This is a genomic window from Streptococcus suis (assembly GCF_002960425.1).
Classification (GTDB): Bacteria; Bacillota; Bacilli; order Lactobacillales; family Streptococcaceae; genus Streptococcus; species Streptococcus suis_S.
Genome location: NZ_POIZ01000037.1, coordinates 1 through 17,687, shown reverse-complemented (window position 1 = coordinate 17,687; position 17,687 = coordinate 1). Strand labels below are relative to the sequence as shown.

17 protein-coding genes and 1 pseudogene are annotated in these 17,687 nt (G+C 43.2%); 16 read left to right on the top strand and 2 right to left on the bottom strand.

Translation table 11 applies throughout. The annotated features are described in order from the left end of the window. Positions 1-61 precede the first annotated feature (61 nt). The 3 genes from ldcB (at position 62) to galE (ending at position 2,319) form a co-directional block, all read left to right on the top strand. Positions 62-850, top strand: coding sequence for an LD-carboxypeptidase LdcB/DacB (ldcB, locus tag C1G57_RS04425; RefSeq protein ID WP_105113914.1), 789 nt, complete (start codon positions 62-64; stop codon positions 848-850). Positions 851-1,029: 179 nt separating this feature from the next. Beyond that, a complete protein-coding gene (gene rpsU / locus C1G57_RS04420) occupies positions 1,030-1,206 on the top strand; it encodes a 30S ribosomal protein S21 (RefSeq protein WP_000048054.1) in 177 nt (58 codons plus the stop codon). Positions 1,207-1,305: 99 nt separating this feature from the next. Continuing rightward, the gene (galE, locus tag C1G57_RS04415; RefSeq protein WP_105113913.1) at positions 1,306-2,319 is read left to right on the top strand and encodes a UDP-glucose 4-epimerase GalE; all 1,014 of its coding nucleotides are present in this window, start codon (positions 1,306-1,308) and stop codon (positions 2,317-2,319) included. Positions 2,320-2,399: 80 nt separating this feature from the next. Here the strand turns inward: galE and mscL are convergent, their stop codons facing one another. Continuing rightward, on the bottom strand, positions 2,400-2,759 hold the full coding sequence (gene mscL, locus C1G57_RS04410; protein ID WP_105113912.1) for a large conductance mechanosensitive channel protein MscL: 360 nt from the start codon (positions 2,757-2,759) through the stop codon (positions 2,400-2,402). 180 nt (positions 2,760-2,939) lie between these two features. Here mscL and dnaG point away from each other — a divergent pair, with 180 nt between their 5' ends. The 9 genes from dnaG (at position 2,940) to aguB (ending at position 13,688) form a co-directional block, all read left to right on the top strand. Beyond that, on the top strand, positions 2,940-4,730 hold the full coding sequence (dnaG, locus tag C1G57_RS04405) for a DNA primase (protein WP_105113911.1): 1,791 nt from the start codon (positions 2,940-2,942) through the stop codon (positions 4,728-4,730). A 2-nt stretch (positions 4,731-4,732) separates the two neighbouring features. Continuing rightward, a complete protein-coding gene (gene rpoD / locus C1G57_RS04400) occupies positions 4,733-5,851 on the top strand; it encodes an RNA polymerase sigma factor RpoD (RefSeq protein ID WP_105113910.1) in 1,119 nt (372 codons plus the stop codon). Positions 5,852-6,178: 327 nt separating this feature from the next. Next, positions 6,179-6,502 carry a metal-sulfur cluster assembly factor gene (locus tag C1G57_RS04395; protein ID WP_105113909.1) on the top strand — a complete coding sequence of 108 codons (324 nt, stop codon included), beginning with the start codon at positions 6,179-6,181 and terminating at the stop codon, positions 6,500-6,502. Positions 6,503-7,020: 518 nt separating this feature from the next. Beyond that, a complete protein-coding gene (locus C1G57_RS04390; RefSeq protein WP_105113908.1) occupies positions 7,021-8,469 on the top strand; it encodes an aminotransferase class I/II-fold pyridoxal phosphate-dependent enzyme in 1,449 nt (482 codons plus the stop codon). Between the two features lie 2 nt (positions 8,470-8,471). Beyond that, entirely contained in the window at positions 8,472-9,329 is an 858-nt protein-coding gene (gene speE, locus C1G57_RS04385; protein ID WP_105113907.1) for a polyamine aminopropyltransferase, read from the top strand. Further along, on the top strand, positions 9,329-10,588 hold the full coding sequence (locus tag C1G57_RS04380; protein WP_024390302.1) for a saccharopine dehydrogenase family protein: 1,260 nt from the start codon (positions 9,329-9,331) through the stop codon (positions 10,586-10,588). The genes speE and C1G57_RS04380 overlap by 1 nt, the downstream gene beginning before the upstream one ends. After that, on the top strand, positions 10,589-11,716 hold the full coding sequence (gene nspC / locus C1G57_RS04375; protein ID WP_105113906.1) for a carboxynorspermidine decarboxylase: 1,128 nt from the start codon (positions 10,589-10,591) through the stop codon (positions 11,714-11,716). Beyond that, complete coding sequence (gene aguA, locus C1G57_RS04370; protein ID WP_105113905.1) at positions 11,713-12,816, top strand: agmatine deiminase; 1,104 nt, start codon at positions 11,713-11,715, stop codon at positions 12,814-12,816. The genes nspC and aguA overlap by 4 nt, the downstream gene beginning before the upstream one ends. Beyond that, positions 12,813-13,688, top strand: coding sequence for an N-carbamoylputrescine amidase (gene aguB / locus C1G57_RS04365; protein WP_105113904.1), 876 nt, complete (start codon positions 12,813-12,815; stop codon positions 13,686-13,688). Before aguA ends, aguB begins: the two co-directional genes overlap by 4 nt. 86 nt (positions 13,689-13,774) lie before the next feature. Here aguB and C1G57_RS04360 read toward each other — a convergent pair whose 3' ends face one another. After that, entirely contained in the window at positions 13,775-14,650 is an 876-nt protein-coding gene (locus C1G57_RS04360; RefSeq protein ID WP_105113903.1) for a hypothetical protein, read from the bottom strand. Positions 14,651-14,819: 169 nt separating this feature from the next. Here C1G57_RS04360 and C1G57_RS04355 point away from each other — a divergent pair, with 169 nt between their 5' ends. The 4 genes and pseudogenes from C1G57_RS04355 to C1G57_RS04340 form a co-directional block, all read left to right on the top strand. Beyond that, a complete protein-coding gene (locus C1G57_RS04355) occupies positions 14,820-15,602 on the top strand; it encodes a hypothetical protein (protein WP_105113902.1) in 783 nt (260 codons plus the stop codon). 8 nt (positions 15,603-15,610) lie between these two features. Next, positions 15,611-16,420 (top strand): hypothetical protein, encoded by an 810-nt coding sequence (locus C1G57_RS04350; RefSeq protein WP_105113901.1) that lies wholly within the window; start codon positions 15,611-15,613, stop codon positions 16,418-16,420. Then, positions 16,417-17,331 carry a hypothetical protein gene (locus tag C1G57_RS04345; RefSeq protein WP_105113900.1) on the top strand — a complete coding sequence of 305 codons (915 nt, stop codon included), beginning with the start codon at positions 16,417-16,419 and terminating at the stop codon, positions 17,329-17,331. Before C1G57_RS04350 ends, C1G57_RS04345 begins: the two co-directional genes overlap by 4 nt. 138 nt (positions 17,332-17,469) lie before the next feature. After that, positions 17,470-17,687: pseudogene (locus tag C1G57_RS04340) on the top strand (IS5/IS1182 family transposase); the annotation flags it as partial.

Genomic DNA, 17,687 nt, shown 5'->3' with positions numbered 1-17,687 from the left:
CTTTTAGTTGATTTTATGTTAGAATAAAGGTGTACGACGGACAAGGAAAGGATGGAGAAACATGTATAAGAAATTAAGCTTACTACTTCCGATGGTGCTCTTATTAGTAGCCTGTGGTCAGAAGTCAACGGATACCAGTCCATCAAGTAGCAGTAGTGCAACATCAAGCCAGTCTACCACTAGTAGTTCGCCGGCGCAGGCTAGCTCTAGTCAAGAAACTCAGGAAAGTTCTTCTAGTTCAACAGAAACCAGTTCGACGACTGGTGAGGAAGCCACAAGCAGTCAGACGGAGGTGGCGACAGGCGCGGCTTACAATGGAGCTTATTACAGTGTTCAGGGGAAATATGGTCAGGTCATTATCGCCAATAAAAAACACCCTTTGGCCTCTACTTATGCTCCTGGTGAAGATCCACAAGCCTTGGCAGCTTTCCGGCAGTTGATTGCAGATATGCAGGCGCAAGGTTTTGCCATTTCCAACAATTATAGTGGTTTCCGCTCTTATGAAACCCAGGCTGGTTTGTACCAATCCTATGTCAATCAAGATGGTCAAGCAGCTGCAGATACCTATTCGGCGCGTGCTGGCTATAGTGAACATCAGACAGGCCTTGCCTTTGACCTATTAGACAGTTATGGTAATCTCTTGGAAGAACCAGTTGCTTCTCAGTGGTTGGCAGACAATGCCCATCATTATGGTTTTATTGTGCGTTATTTGCCTGGCAAGGAAGCCATAACAGGCTACATGGCAGAATCCTGGCATGTTCGTTATATCGGTGCAGAAGCTGCGGATATATATCATTCAGGATTGACTTTGGAAGAATATTTCGATGTGCCTGGTGGTGGGTATGAATAATGAAAAGAAGCTGAGCAAGACTCTCAAGCGGTGCATTATCAGTACATTTGCTGCTGTGAGACATAGAGCGTGTCATTTGGTTCTGATAAAAATTGAAAGTAGCCAAGAAAAACCTCTTGACAATGTAGTAAATTTACAGTAAAATGAATAAGACTTTGAAATTGAGGGGAGTGAAAATAATGTCAAAAACAGTAGTACGCAAGAACGAATCACTTGATGATGCTCTTCGTCGTTTCAAACGTGCGGTTACTAAAGCTGGTACTCTTCAAGAAACACGCAAACGTGAATTCTACGAGAAACCATCTGTAAAACGTAAACGTAAATCAGAAGCAGCTCGCAAGCGTAAAAAATTCTAATTGAATTTGAACAGCCTTCGGGCTGTTTTTTGTTTACTTTTCAGTCTGTCTAACTTATAATGGGTATATAAATATTATCCAGGTGAAAAGGAGTTGTATATGAGTATCTTAGTTACTGGTGGAGCAGGCTATATTGGTAGCCATACGGTCGTAGAATTGTTGAAATTAGGGAAAGATGTTGTTATCGTAGATAATCTATCCAATTCTAGCATCTTGGTTTTGGACCGCATTGAAACCATCACAGGCAAACGCCCAACTTTCTATGAGTTAGACGTGGCAGATAAGGAAGCTTTGCGTGAGGTTTTTGAAAAAGAAAACATTGAGGCTGCCATTCACTTTGCTGGCTACAAGGCAGTTGGTGAGTCCGTAGCCAAACCGGTCATGTACTACGAAAACAACATCATGTCTACCTTGGCTTTGGTGGAAGTCATGGCAGAGTTTGGTGTTAAGAAAATTGTCTTCTCATCCAGCGCAACGGTCTACGGTCTTAACAACCCATCTCCTTTGGTGGAAACCATGCCAACCAGCGCAACCAACCCTTATGGCTATACAAAAGTCATGTTGGAACAAATCTTGCGTGATGTGGAAGTAGCAGACAAGGAATGGAGTGTTGCCCTTCTCCGTTATTTCAACCCAATCGGTGCCCATGAATCAGGCTTAATTGGTGAAGATCCAGCAGGTATTCCAAACAACCTCATGCCATTTGTGGCACAGGTAGCCGTAGGCAAACGCCCAGAACTTAGTGTCTTTGGTTCGGACTATGACACAGTAGATGGAACAGGTGTTCGTGATTACATCCACGTGATTGACTTGGCACTTGGTCACATCAAGGCGCTGGAAAAAATCTCAACCACAGCAGGTGTTCATACCTACAACCTTGGTTCTGGTCAAGGAACCAGTGTACTGGAATTGGTCCAAGCCTTTGAAAAAGTTAATGGAGTGCCTGTACCCTATAAGATTGTTGACCGTCGCCCTGGCGATGTGGCAACTTGCTATGCCAACGCAGACAAGGCACTAGCAGAACTCAATTGGAAAACAGAGAAAACCATTGAAGATATGTGCCGTGACACATGGAACTGGCAGTCTAAAAATCCAAATGGATATGAAGGATAAAACAATAAGGGAAGCCGATTGGCTCCCCTTTTTTTGACAAGAAGAAAACAGGCACAGGGCCTGTTTCACTATCTTATTGATTATTTTTTCAACAAGTCGCGGATTTCTGCAAGCAATTCTTCTTGAGTTGGACCTGCAGGAGCAGCTTCTTTTTTAGGAAGTGCTTTTTCAGCAGCTTTAACGATGAAGAAAAGAACAGTACCGATGATCAAGAAGTTGATAACAGCGCTCAAGAAGTTACCGTAAGTAACACCATTCCAGCTCAAATCAGCAATTTTGTCTGCACCAGCAGCTTTCAAAGCTGGTGTAAGCAACAATGGAGTGATCAAGTCAGCAACAAATGAATCGATAATGGCTTTGAAAGCCGCACCAAAAATTACTGCAACAGCAAGGTCAATTACATTACCTTGGAACAAAAACGCTTTTAAATCTTTCAACATATCCTAAATATGTCCTTTCATAATTTTTTACTCTATCTATTATAAACATAAAAAAATATTTTACAAGCAATTTGTTTCAGAAATTTTACATTTTTTAACTTTTGGTATAAAATAGAATATGTTAAACTAAGGGAAGAGTGTCCACTTTTCAATTTAGGAAAAAGATATTGAGGAGGAAATATGCTGTCAAAAGATAAAATAACAGAAATCAAACAGGCCCTCAATATCGTGGATGTGATTGGTGAAACAGTTGCTTTAACGAAGGCAGGGCGCAATTTTATTGGTCTTTGTCCCTTTCATGGAGAAAAAACTCCGTCCTTTAACGTCATTGAAGACAAGCAATTCTATCATTGTTTTGGCTGTGGAAAATCAGGGGATGTCTTTAAGTTTGTAGAGGAAACGAGAGGGATTTCCTTTGCAGATGCGGCGACCATTTTGGCGGAGAAAGCGGGATTTCAGATAGAACTCCAGTCTACACAGCATTTTCAGCCGAAGAAGGAAAACCCTCATCAAGCTCTCTATGACATTCATCAGGATGCAACCAAGTTTTACCATGCTTTGTTGATGACGACCAAGATGGGTGAGGCTGCTAGGAACTACTTGCACCAACGGGGTTTGACCGATGAGGTTATCAAAAACTTCCAGTTGGGGTTGGCTCCAGATGAGCAAAATATTCTCTATCAAAAACTTTCACAGCAGTATGATGAGGATAGTTTATTGCATTCGGGTCTTTTCAATCCCAGTGAGCAGAATATGATATTCGATGCTTTTCAGGGACGGATTATGTTTCCCCTAACGGATGAGTATGGGAGAGTTATCGCTTTTTCAGGACGGATTTGGACGGAAAAAGATTTACAAAACAAGCAGTTAGCCAAGTATAAAAATTCTCGTAGCACAGCTATTTTCAATAAGAGTTACGAATTATATCATTTGGATAAGGCCAAGGCTGTCATCAAGAAACAGCGGGAAGTCTATCTGATGGAGGGCTTTCTGGATGTTATCGCGGCCCATCGGGCGGGTATTGAGAATGCAGTAGCTTCTATGGGAACAGCTCTGACTCGCGAGCACGTCGGTCATCTGGCTAAGTTTTGTAAGAAGATTGTTTTGACCTATGATGGTGATAAAGCTGGTCAAGCTGCCACCATGAAAGCCTTAGATGAATTGCGAGATTTTCAGGTTGAGATTGTTAGCCTGCCTGACAATATGGACCCTGATGAATTTCTACAAAGAAATTCTGAAGAAACCTTGCGAGAGGTTTTGACCAAATCCCGCATTAGTGATGTGGAATTTCTCATTCATTATCTGAAGCCAGAAAATCCAGATAATCTACAAATGCAGATTGACTTTGTAGATAGGATTGCTCCCATTATTGCAAGGGTTTCGTCTATTACGGCGCAAAATTCCTATATTTATAAAGTTGCGGATGTCCTGTCTGATTTTGACTATAGTCAGGTGGAGCAGGCTGTCAATGCTGTTCGCTTAAATCAGCGACAGGAGCGTAGTCAGCAAGCCTATCATCAGCAGAAGGAACAGGCTTATATCCCACCTGTTCAAACTCTTGTTCGACTGACTAGCCTAATTCGGACTGAAAATCACCTGCTCTATCGCATGGTTGAGCACCCGTATATCTTGAATGAATTTCGTTTGAGGGAAGACTTTTACTTTTCGACACCTGAATTGCAGGTATTGTATGAATTGCTGAAAAATCAAGGTGAGATTAGTAGTTTTGACTTATCTCACTTGGAAAATAGTGTCCAACAGGCCTGGTATCGTGTCTTGGAAGAACGTTTACCAGACGAAGTAGGCCAGCATGAGATAGAAGAATTGGAATTGAGGCGAGACAAAGAACTCTTGCGCAAGGAAAATCAACACCGAACACGGAAAATTCGTGAACATTCCCATGTGGGAAATACTGATATTGCCCTCGATGAGTTACAAGAGCTCATCGAGAGAAGAAGACAAATGGAGTAAATATGACAAGTAAAAAAGACAAAAAAACAGAAGTAACAACCTTTGATGTTCAAGTTGCGGAATTCATTCGTAATCACAAAAAACAAGGTTCTGCAACAGACGATGAAATCAATGATCAACTGGTCATTCCGTTTACTCTTGATGCAGATGGAATTGATGATTTGCTCCAACGGATTCAAGATGCTGGGATTTCGATTGTGGATAAGGAAGGAAATCCTTCTGCGCGTGCTATGCAGGTAGAAGAAGAGCCAGAATTGTCTGATGAAGAATTGCTGGGTAGCACGTCTGCCAAGGTCAATGACCCTGTCCGTATGTACTTGAAAGAGATTGGTGTTGTGCCACTCTTGACCAACGAAGAAGAGCAGGAGTTGGCGCTGGCAGTTGAAGCTGGTGACCCAGAAGCAAAACAACGCTTGGCAGAAGCCAACTTGCGTTTGGTAGTTTCGATTGCAAAACGTTACGTTGGTCGTGGTATGCAGTTCCTTGACTTGATCCAAGAAGGAAACATGGGCTTGATGAAGGCCGTTGATAAGTTTGACTACTCAAAAGGTTTCAAGTTTTCAACCTATGCAACTTGGTGGATTCGTCAGGCTATCACTCGTGCCATTGCAGACCAGGCTCGGACCATCCGTATCCCTGTTCACATGGTAGAAACTATTAACAAATTGGTTCGTGAGCAACGCAATCTCTTGCAGGAATTGGGCCAAGATCCAACCCCAGAACAAATCGCAGAGCGTATGGATATGACACCTGAAAAAGTCCGTGAAATCCTCAAGATTGCCCAGGAGCCTGTTTCCTTGGAAACCCCTATCGGCGAAGAAGATGATAGTCATCTTGGAGATTTCATCGAAGATGAAGTGATTGAAAATCCAGTTGATTACACAACTCGTGTCGTTCTCCGTGAGCAATTAGATGAAGTCTTGGACACTCTAACTGACCGTGAAGAAAACGTATTGCGTCTTCGTTTTGGTTTAGATGATGGTAAAATGCGCACCCTTGAAGATGTGGGTAAAGTCTTCAACGTCACACGCGAACGTATCCGTCAAATCGAAGCCAAAGCCCTCCGCAAACTCCGCCACCCATCCCGCAGCAAACCACTCAGAGACTTTATGGAGGATTAGAAAGGTACTGCGTACCTTTCTAACGCCTGCCTAGAAATATGAAAGCAGGCTAAGCCAGTGGTGTTTTAACCCGAGCCCAGAAATATGAAAGTAGGCAACTAGTCTAATGTGAGTTCACAACGTCCGCCTAGAAACACGAAAGCGGACAAGGTTCGGGGAACCTTTTTAACCGCTCCCCTTGAAATGAGAAAGGGAGCGTAAGGTCCAGTGGACATTTTGACACAAACTTCGTTTGCTTCATTTCCAACCTTCAATAGTTCATGGCTTATTTGGATGTAATTTTGTTCTTTTAGATGACAATGCAATAGTGAAAAGAAAGAGAGAAAAATGACGTATACAGAAGAACAGGTAAAAGAAATTCAAGAGCGTATTTTTCATGCTCTTGAAGATGTGATTGACCCAGAGCTAGGGATTGATATTATCAATTTAGGTCTGATCTATGAAATTCGCTTTATCGAAGGAAAAGCTGAAATTGATATGACCCTGACCACCATGGGCTGTCCCTTAGCTGATTTGATTACCGATCAGATTCACGATGTCCTGAAAGATGTACCAGAGGTGACAGAAGTAGATGTCCGTTTAGTCTGGTCACCGGCCTGGACTGTGCAAAAAATGAGTCGTTATGCTCGAATTGCTTTGGGGATTAAATAAATGTGTTACAAATGATTTCGAATGTTCGAAGTCATTTTTTTTATATTGTTCATGATTTTGTTAAAAAATACCTATTTTTCTCTTGTCAGATAAGAACATTCGTGTTACAATAAACATGCCTAGGAAAAGTTACTATACCTATTCTAGCAAATATCAGACCTATATGGGATGAGTAGCTCTGCTATTGATCATAACCAAAGCCTACGGACAGGCGGGTCGAATGCCGAAGCGTGGCGTAAGCCACATTATTGATAGGGTTAAAAGCCTACATTTTATAAGTTGATGTTAGGAAAGATTTCCTAATTTCTAGTTTTGTCAGTGTGGTGAAAGCACACGTCATCTTGTGAAACGGTCAATAAAGTACGTATATATTTGCACTGGAGAGTAGGAAACGGTAGGCACATAAACTCAAGAGAAGAATAAAAAACGTCAATTTGGATTGTAGAGCAGGATGAACCCTGCTCTTTTTACTTGTTTAAAAAAGGGTAGGAGTCCATCAAGCAAAGGAGTTTTTCAATATGAAAAATCAACACCAATCCCCTATTTATCAGGGATTGGTACAGTTACGCCGAAAACGGATTGTTCCCTTTGATGTGCCTGGACACAAACGAGGGCGCGGAAATCCAGAGTTGGTCGAACTGTTAGGAGAAAAATGTGTGGGGATTGATGTCAATTCCATGAAGCCCTTGGATAATCTAGGGCATCCCGTCTCTATTATCCGAGAGGCGGAGGAATTGGCGGCAGAAGCCTTTGGTGCTAGCCATGCCTTTCTCATGATTGGAGGAACCACCTCTTCTGTCCAGACCATGATTCTGGCGACCTGTAAGGCGGGCGATAAGATTATCCTTCCCCGAAATGTCCACAAGTCAGCCCTCAATGCCCTGGTCCTTTGTGGCGCCATCCCTGTCTATGTGGATATGAGCGTGGAGCCACGGATTGGCATTGCTCTTGCCTTGGAAAACGAAGCCTTTGAACGGGCTATTGCAGAGCATCCTGATGCGGTGGCGGTTCTCATCAACAATCCGACCTATTATGGCATCTGCTCGGACTTGCGAACCTTGACTGAGAAAGCTCACGCAGCGGGCATGAAAGTCTTGGTAGATGAGGCCCACGGAGCTCATTTGCATTTTTCGGACCAATTGCCAGAGGCGGCTATGGATGTGGGGGCTGATATGGCTGCTGTTTCCATGCATAAGTCAGGTGGTAGTCTGACCCAGAGCTCGCTCCTATTGGTCGGTCCAGATATGAATGTGGAATATGTCCGTCAGATTATCAACCTGACCCAGTCGACATCCGCTTCCTATCTCTTGCTGGCTAGTCTGGATATTTCCCGCAGAAATCTAGCCCTTCGTGGCAAGGAATCCTTCGAAAAAGTCATTGAAATGTCTGAATACGCTCGTCGTGAAATCAATGCTATCGGTGGCTACTATGCCTATTCTAAAGAATTGATTGATGGCAAAACGGTGCATGATTTTGATGTAACCAAGCTATCCATCTATACGCAGGGCATTGGTCTGACAGGGATTGAAGTCTATGATTTGCTGCGGGATGAGTACGACATCCAGATTGAATTTGGTGATATTGGCAATATCTTGGCCTATATTTCAATCGGTGACCGCTTGCAGGACATTGAGCGGCTGGTGGGAGCTCTGGCAGACATCAAGCGACTCTACTCACGAGATGGTTCGGACCTGATTTTAGGTGAATACATCCAGCCGCAACTGGTCTTGTCACCGCAGGAAGCTTTTTATGCAGAGCGGGAAAGCCGTTCCCTGCAAGAAGCAGTTGGTCAGGTCTGCGGGGAATTTGTCATGTGCTATCCGCCAGGTATTCCTCTTTTGGCACCTGGAGAACGAGTGACCCAGGAAATTGTTGATTACATCATCTTTGCCAAGGAGCGCGGTTGCTCCGTCCAAGGTACGGAAGATCCAGATGTCAACTACATAAACGTTATAAAGGAGGGCTAAAGATGGAAATGTGGTTTTCAGAAGTCCAAACGCCAGATGTCAAGTTATCCATTCGAACCAGCCAGCAGCTCTATGCTGGCAAGAGTGAGTTTCAGGACATTGCTGTGCTGGACTCGCCAGCCTTTGGAAAGATTTTGACCCTTAACGGTCGGGTTCTCTTTTCAGATGCAGATGATTTTGTTTACAACGAAATGGCCGTCCATGTGCCCATGGCCGTCCATCCCAATCCCAAGAAAATATTGATTTTGGGTGGAGGAGATGGTGGCGTTGCCCAAGTTCTCAGTATGTATCCTGAAATCGAACGTATTGACGTTGTAGAGCCAGATGAACTACTTGTTGAAGTGTGTTGTCAGTATTTTCCAGACTATGCCTCTGGCTTGGAAGATGGGCGGGTCGAGGTTTATTTACAAGATGGTCTGCGTTTCTTGCGCAACTGTGAAAATGAGTATGACATCATCATCAATGATGCGACAGATCCATTTGGACATACGGAAGGATTGTTTACCAAGGAATTTTACGGCAACGCCTATCGAGCTTTGAAGGAAGATGGCATCATGGTTTACCAACATGGTTCGCCATTTTATGACGAAGATGAGTCTGCTTTTCGTTCCATGCATAGAAAAGCGACCCAGTCCTTCCCTATCAGCCGTGTTTATCAGGCCCATATTCCGACATCTGCGGCGGGTTATTGGCTCTTTGGCTTTGCCTCTAAAAAATACCATCCCATCGAAGATTTTGACAAGGAAAAATGGAAAGCGCGTCAGCTTTTTACAGAATACTATACCGCAAACCTACATATCGGAGCGTTTCTCTTGCCCCGTTATGTCGAAGATATTTTAGAAGAAGAGGAGAAAAAATAATGAGTCGTTTGTTAGTAATTGGTTGTGGCGGAGTTGCCCAAGTTGCCATCAGCAAGGTTTGTCAGGCAGAAGATACCTTCAAGGAAGTCATGATTGCCAGCCGTACCAAGTCCAAGTGTGATGATTTGAAGGCTGTTTTGGAAGAAAAAACGTCCGTAAAAATCGAAACTGCCCAAGTGGATGCGGACAAGGTAGAAGAAGTGATTGCCTTGATTGAAAGCTACCAGCCAAAAGCAGTTTTAAACGTTGCCCTCCCATACCAAGATTTGACCATCATGGATGCCTGCTTGGCGACAGGTGTGGACTACATCGACACCGCCAACTACGAGTGCGAGGACACCGAAGACCCAGAATGGCGGGCTATCTACGAAAAACGCTGTGCAGAAGAAGGATTTACGGCTTACTTTGACTACTCATGGCAGTGGGCTTATAAGGAGCGTTTTGAAAAAGCAGGGCTGACAGCACTTTTGGGGTCCGGATTTGATCCAGGGGTGACCAGCGTATTTTCAGCCTACGCATTGAAACACTATTTCGATGAAATCCACTATATCGACATCCTAGACTGTAACGGTGGAGACCACGGCTATCCATTTGCGACCAACTTTAACCCTGAAATCAACCTGCGTGAGGTTTCTGCCCCAGGTTCCTACTGGGAAAATGGCAAATGGGTGGAAGTTGAAGCCATGTCTATCAAGCGAGAATATGACTTCCCAGAAGTGGGTCAGAAAGACATGTATCTTCTCCACCATGAAGAAATCGAATCGCTGGCTAAAAATATTCCAGGTGTCAAACGCATTCGCTTCTTCATGACCTTTGGTCAATCTTATCTGACCCACATGAAATGCTTGGAAAATGTTGGTCTCTTGCGGACTGACCCAATCAACTTTAATGGACAAGAAGTAGTGCCAATCCAATTCCTCAAAGCCCTCCTGCCAGACCCAGCCAGCCTTGGTCCACGTACTGTTGGGAAAACCAATATTGGTTGTATTTTCACAGGTGTCAAAGACGGTGTGGAAAAGACCATCTATATCTACAACGTTTGTGACCATCAAGAGTGCTACAAAGAGGTCGGTTCCCAGGCTATTTCATACACAACTGGCGTGCCAGCTATGATTGGAACCAAGCTTGTCATGGACGGAACTTGGAAAAAACCAGGTGTCTACAACTTGGAAGAATTGGATCCAGATCCATTTATGGACTTGCTCAACCAATATGGATTGCCTTGGCAAGTAGTAGAAAATCCTGTTTTGGTGGACTAGATGAGAATCGATCATGTCCCAACCCCAGCCTATGTCATTGACGAAGCTAAGCTGGTCAATAATTTAGAAATTCTCAAGTCTGTTCAAGACCGTACAGGTTGCAAGGTCCTCTTGGCTCAAAAAGCCTTTTCCATGTATGCCACTTACCCCCTCATCAGCCAATACCTAGCTGGAACAACTGCATCAGGACTCTACGAAGCCAAGCTGGGTCGTGAGGAGTTTGAGGGCGAAGTCCATGTCTTTGCCCCGGCCTTCAAGGATGCGGATTTGGAGGAGATTTTGGAAATTGCAGACCATATCGTCTTTAACTCAGAGCGCCAACTCCGCAAGCACGTGGACAAATGCCGAGTAGCTGGAGTCAGTGTTGGCCTGCGGATCAATCCAGAATGTTCGACCCAAAGTGACCATGCCCTCTATGATCCCTGCGCAGCAGGTTCTCGCTTCGGTGTTCGCATTGACCAGTTTTCAGAAGACCTGCTGGACTTGGTGGATGGCCTGCATTTTCACACCCTCTGTGAGCAAAATTCCGATGATTTGAAAACGACCTTGGATGCTGTCGAGGCCAAATTCGGTCCCTATCTCCACCGCATCAAGTGGCTCAATATGGGAGGTGGTCACCATGTGACCAGAGAGGATTATGATCTGGATTTGCTGATTTCCTCTATCCAGCACATGCAGGAAACCTATGGATTAGAAGTCTACATTGAGCCTGGTGAAGCCATTGCCCTCAATGCGGGCTATCTGGTGACAGAAGTTTTAGACATTGTCGAAAATGGTATTGAAACGCTAGTGTTAGACGCATCAGCTACCTGCCATATGCCGGATGTCTTGGAAATGCCCTATCGCCCCCCGCTTCGTCATGGCTTTGAGGCTGGAGAGAAGGAATTTGCTTACAGACTATCTTCCAATACCTGCCTGACGGGCGACATCATCGGCGATTATTCCTTTGAAAAGCCTGTGGAGATTGGCGACAAGCTCTACTTTGAAGATATGGCTATCTATTCCTTTGTTAAAAACAATACCTTCAACGGCATCGGTCTGCCAAGTCTGGTCTTAATGGATCAGACAGGCGACTGTCGGATTATCAAGAAATTTGGTTATGAAGATTTCAAGGGGAGGTTGTCATGATAGAAAGTCCAAAAGCGGCTGGCTACCGCATGCCTGCTGAGTATGAGCCCCATCATGGTACCCTAATGGTGTGGCCGACTCGCCCAGGATCCTGGCCCTTTGATGGTCAGGGAGCAAAAAAAGCCTTCAGCCAGGTCATTAAAACCATTGCTGAAAGCGAGCAGGTCTATCTCTTGGTCGATGAGGCACACCGTGAGGAGGCCCAATCCACGCTGGGTGATGGCGTAACCTACCTGGACATCCCCACCAACGACGCTTGGGCGCGTGACACAGGTCCGACGGTCTTAGTCCATGAAAATGGCAGAGCTTTGTCTGTCGATTGGGCCTTTAACGCTTGGGGCGGAAGCTATGATGGTCTTTATCAGGACTATGAGGCAGATGATCAGGTGGCTAGTCGTTTTAGTCAGGCCATCGGTCTGCCAGTACACGATGCCCATCCCTTTGTCCTAGAAGGCGGAGCCATCCATAGCGACGGTGAAGGAACCATCTTGGTGACCGAATCCTGTTTACTGAGCCCAGGCCGCAATCCTCATCTGACCAAGGACCAGATTGAGCAAGTACTTCTAGATACTCTCGGAGCTGAAAAGGTCCTCTGGCTGCCTTATGGTATCTACAATGATGAAACCAATGAACACGTGGACAATGTTGCGACCTTTGTCGGTCCAGCTGAGATCGTTTTAGCTTGGACGGATGATGAGGCAGACCCTCAATATGCCATGTCCAAGGCTGATTGGGACTACTTGGAAGAGCAAGTAGATGCCAAGGGCAGAAAGTTGACCGTTCATAAACTGCCCATTCCTAAACATCCCATTCTGGTAACGGAAGCGGATTTGCCAGGCTATGTCTATGAAGCGGGGGAGGAAGAAAGGACTGTTGGAGAACGCTTAGCGGCTTCTTATGTGAATTTTTACGTCAGCAACGGTGCGGTTTTAGTGCCCCAGTTTGATGATGAGCATGATGCGCAGGCACTGCATCTCCTAGCGCAGCTTTTTCCAACCAGAAAAGTCGTCGGCATACCGGCCCGAGACATCCTGCTAGGAGGTGGGAATATACACTGTATCACCCAGCAGATTCCCCGATTTAGAAAGGAAAGCAAATGAGAAATGTTACTGTAGCAGCTGTCCAGATGCAGTGTAGTCAGGACCTTCGGGAAAATCTGGCGACCGCAGAGCGTTTGGTTAGACAGGCTGCTGGTCAGGGAGCGCAGATTATTCTCCTGCCTGAACTCTTTGAGCGTCCTTATTTTTGTCAAGAACGCCAGTATGACTATTATAACTATGCCAAGTCTGTAGAGGAAAACGATGCTGTTCAGCACTTTATTTCTATTGCCAAGGAATTGCAGGTTGTCTTGCCTATTTCCTTCTATGAAAAAGATGGAAATAGCCTCTATAATTCCATTGCGGTCATTGATGCGGATGGTAGTGTTTTGGGAGTTTACCGCAAGACGCATATCCCTGACGATCATTACTATCAGGAGAAGTTTTACTTCACGCCTGGAAATACTGGTTTCAAGGTCTGGGAAACACGTTACGCTAAGATTGGCATTGGCATCTGCTGGGACCAATGGTTTCCAGAAACAGCTCGCTGTTTGGCACTGAATGGAGCAGAATTACTCTTTTATCCAACAGCTATCGGCTCAGAGCCGATTTTGGATACAGACAGTCAAGGCCATTGGCAGCGGACTATGCAGGGCCATGCAGCGGCCAACATCACGCCGGTCATTGCAGCCAACCGTATCGGCTTGGAAGAAGTGCAGCCTTCTGAAGAAAATGGCGGTCAATCGTCTAGCTTGCGTTTCTATGGCTCCTCTTTCTTGACAGATGAAACAGGTGAATTGATTGAGAAAGCAGGTCGTGAGGAGGAAGCTGTCTTGCTTGCTACTTATGATTTGGACAAGGGAGCGCGTGAGCGTTTAGATTGGGGACTCTTTAGAGATCGTCGACCGCACATGTATAGGTCTATTAGTCAATAATGTTTGTAAAGTCGTACTAGAGAGCTTTATAAAATAATCGTGTGATAAAAAATAGGCGTGACCTTCATTAGGGTCTTGCCTATTTATTATTTTTCTTCTGTTTGGAGATGCAGAACGTTCGCTTCTTGTCCCATCATTCTTAGACTAATCTCAAAGTCATTTAACTGCCGTTCATTGAGTTTTCGTAAGGTTTCGTCTAAATCAGTATCAAATTTTTCAAGTGCAAGCTTTGATTGAGCCAAGCGTTCATCTGCTGAGTAGAAATTTTTTGGATTTTCCTTGATTTTGAGATAGCCATCCAGAATATCTTTATAGTGTTTCATGTTTATCTCATGGATGACTCTCAACTCTTCCGCATTTTCAAGATTCTTCAATTGTTCAAGAATTTCAATATGGTCGTTTTGGACATTTTGATAGGTATTAGCTATTTCAGGTGCAATTCTTAGGATTTTTTTCGTTTCTTCTGAAACGAAGGAGGAAGGGGCAATCAGATTGAGAAGTTTCAACTGTTTTGAAATTTTTTCCTCTTCTTGAATGGTTTGTTGGATAATCGCAGAAGAGATATCCGTATCCAAATGATACTTAAGTTCCGATGTTTCCTCTTTAATCATCTTTAACTGAGGGAGCAACTCTTGAGCAAGAAGCGCATACTGGCTATACTCTTTCGAGCTTAAATAGTTATTGAGTAGTTTCAATTCCTTCTCACTTTGTGAAATACTTTCCTTAAGATTTTGCAATCGAAGAGCTGTATTCTTTGAAGACTTGGCAGTATTGCGATGGATAAGAAAAAACGTACCATAAGCCAGGGCTGAAAGTACTAGTATAGGAAACAAGAAGTGAGAATAGCCGCTAAGGATGGATATGCCTCCGAGTAGACCAAGGCTAACAAATAAATTTTTCTTTGTCCTAGCCTGTATATGATTGGTTTCGTGTTGACGAAGGTTCTGGAGCTTCTTAGACATGGAATTTCCTTTCTAGAGGGTGTAGATATATTCCATTGTATCCTATAAACTAGCCTTATGACAAGTGTTTTTTATCGAATATAAGAAATGATACAAGACTTGATTTCTTTAGGACCATAGTCCAACAATTGAAAATATGCTATAATAATGATAAATGAAGGAGATTGGAATGTCTAAAGATAGAAAGAATGAAAATAATTTTCAGCATTTAGAAGGTGAACTTGGGAAATATTTAGAAAGAAAAGAGCTGGATGATAAGAAACGTAAATCCAGCTACTTATTTTTGTTGATTGGTTTTCTGGTCATAGTGATTAGTGGATTTCTCTATAAGACGAGTTTTGATACACCTGTTGTGACCTATAAGGATTTAGCAAGCTATGTTGGACATATCAGACAGGTAGAAGCTAAACCTTTTTCTTGGACCTATGAGGAATTTGAAGCACTTGACGCCCAACATTTTGCAGTATCAAAAACAAAAGTGGAGGACGTTATCAAAAAATATGGGGCTCCAACGTCGCTTGAAACTGGTATCTACTCCGGTGAATATGAATCATTGACTTTACTATACGAAACGGAACAGCCTTTTCGAAAGGTAGAATTGCTTTTTGTTGATTTTGAAGGGCAACTGACTCTAGCTGCAAAAATGAGTAGTAATCTTTTTCCTGAACCCTACGAAGATATTGTTGGAGAGAATCGTCATGATTGGACGAGTCAAGAGTTTAATGACTTGCGAGTCGGTGCAAGCAATGGTGAGGGCGGTGTCTCACTGGATGAAGTACTTTCTACATACGGCCTTGTTTACGCAGCGGAAAGTTTCGGTACAGTTGATTATTGGACCATCGGGGTTCGGTATCTAAATAATAGAACAGGTGATGACCTTTCTTTATTATTTATAAAAGATGGGGAAGGTGGATACCACTTGTCTCAAAAATCTGGAGATATTAGGGATTAGGGAGAAGAATGACAAAGAATACGAGATTAAAGAAAATAGAAGAAGAATTAGAACGGGCAAGTAAGAATACGGTAGATCAGTCAACCAGTAATCAATGGATGAAATGGGTTGAAATTGGGCTACCGCTTGTATTGATTAGTGTAGCCATTCTCTATCTATTGATTGGGAAATCGACTGCAACAAGGAACCAAAATAATCAGGTTGAGGATCAGGTTATGGAATCTGTGTCACGAACGCATTCTTACCTAGATGAGATTGAAGGAGCAAAGCCAGCGAAGGCATTTGATTGGACCGTTGGGAAATACGATGCTGTGAAAATGGATGCAGAAATAGAGAACTCTATGACCTTGGCAGAATTCACACAAGAGTATGGACTGGCGGATAGTTATGAGGAGTCTACCATGATTAGTGATGGTAGTTCAGTTGTCACAGCTAACTACCACAGTGAAGATTTTGGGCAAGAGGTTACGTTCTGGTTTAACATGTCAAATGGAGCTTATCGAATTTATCAAAAAAGTTTCTATAATTTATCAGATGAGAATTATCCAGAAGCCACGGATGAAAATTTTGTATTTAAGTGGGATCAAGCCGCAATTGATGCACTAGCCTTGGATCAAAGTCCTGAAGAAATCATGGAACAATACGGATTGCCGACCTATGCTCGACAAAATGGGATGCAAGACTACCGTCAATTAGGGATGATGTATCAGGAAGATAATGATCCAGAATCTACTATAAATTCCGTCCATTTAGTTTTTATGCAAAATGAACAAGGAGAGTATCGATTAAAATCCAAGGAAGGAGTTTTTAGGGATTGAAGAAAAAACCGAAAAATAATGTTAAACTGGACACCTATACTAAACTATCAGAAGCAGTTAAAGCAGAGTTTGAAAGAGAGTACCAGGACTCGCTCAAGAAAAAGCAGAAGGCTACTTATTATCTTTTGATAGCGTTCATATTGTTGGTATTAGCAGGGTTAGTGTGGACTGCTCAACAACCTGCAAAAGAAGAAGTTGCCACCTATTCTCCAAGTTCTGCGAGTACGGAACAACAGTTATCATCAACTATCAGTCACACTTCTACAGAAGCTAGTGACAAAGGAGTGACAGACTTTACACGCGGATTGACTGCCACAAAAGAAGAGTTTAGTTTTAATTGGACACTGAAAGACTATGATAGCTTGGTAATTGGGATGAAAGAAGATGCCACTGGGGACAGTTTGTCGGATATCATTGAGAAATATGGGAAACCTTCATCGGCTAGATTCGACGAATATTCAGAAGAATACTTATTCTTAACTTATGCTCCTTTGGACTATGACATATATGCAGATCAGCGATACCTTAAATTGGTCTTCTATAAAAATGGTTCAGAATACTATTTATCAAGTAAGGAAGTCTACAACTTGCCAGACGAGCAATTTCCAACGAAGGAAGCAGATAAACATACGAATTTGTGGACCAAAGATGTGTTTCAGCAAGTCATCGTGGGAGATAGCAATACAGGACAAGGCGGGATGAGCTATGAAGAGGTGATTGCTTTGGGAGGTCTTCCCTATGAAGCTTCTGTATTTGCTTATGGGGGAGGTTTTTTTGAAGAAAAAAAAGAACTACAAATTTTTTACAAAAATGGCTCAGGTTCAAAGCAAACATTCGTAGATTTTCGATTTGTTCGACAAAAAGATGGAATTTACAGAGTATACGCAAAAAATGGAACCTTTTCTAACTAAGGTCATCACTAAAATGAGGCTGGGCAAAAACTAGCTTCTCACATATAAAAAAACGAGCAATTCCAATTAGGATTTGCTCGTTTTCCATTTCATGCTTTATAATTATAATAACGACAAAACAACTAGAAAGGCATGAAAATGTATAAACAGTATAACACAAATCAGTTAAGTTTGGAATTAAATATTGCTTGGGATTTACCTGCTACTCACGAGGCTCGTCTGATTAGTCAGTTTGTGGATACCATTCCTTTATCCGTTCTATTAGAAGAAACTTCCCATACTGGTCGTCCAGCCTTTCATCCAGCCATGTTGCTCAAAATGACCCTGTTCGCCTATGCTCGCCAGGTATTCTCTGG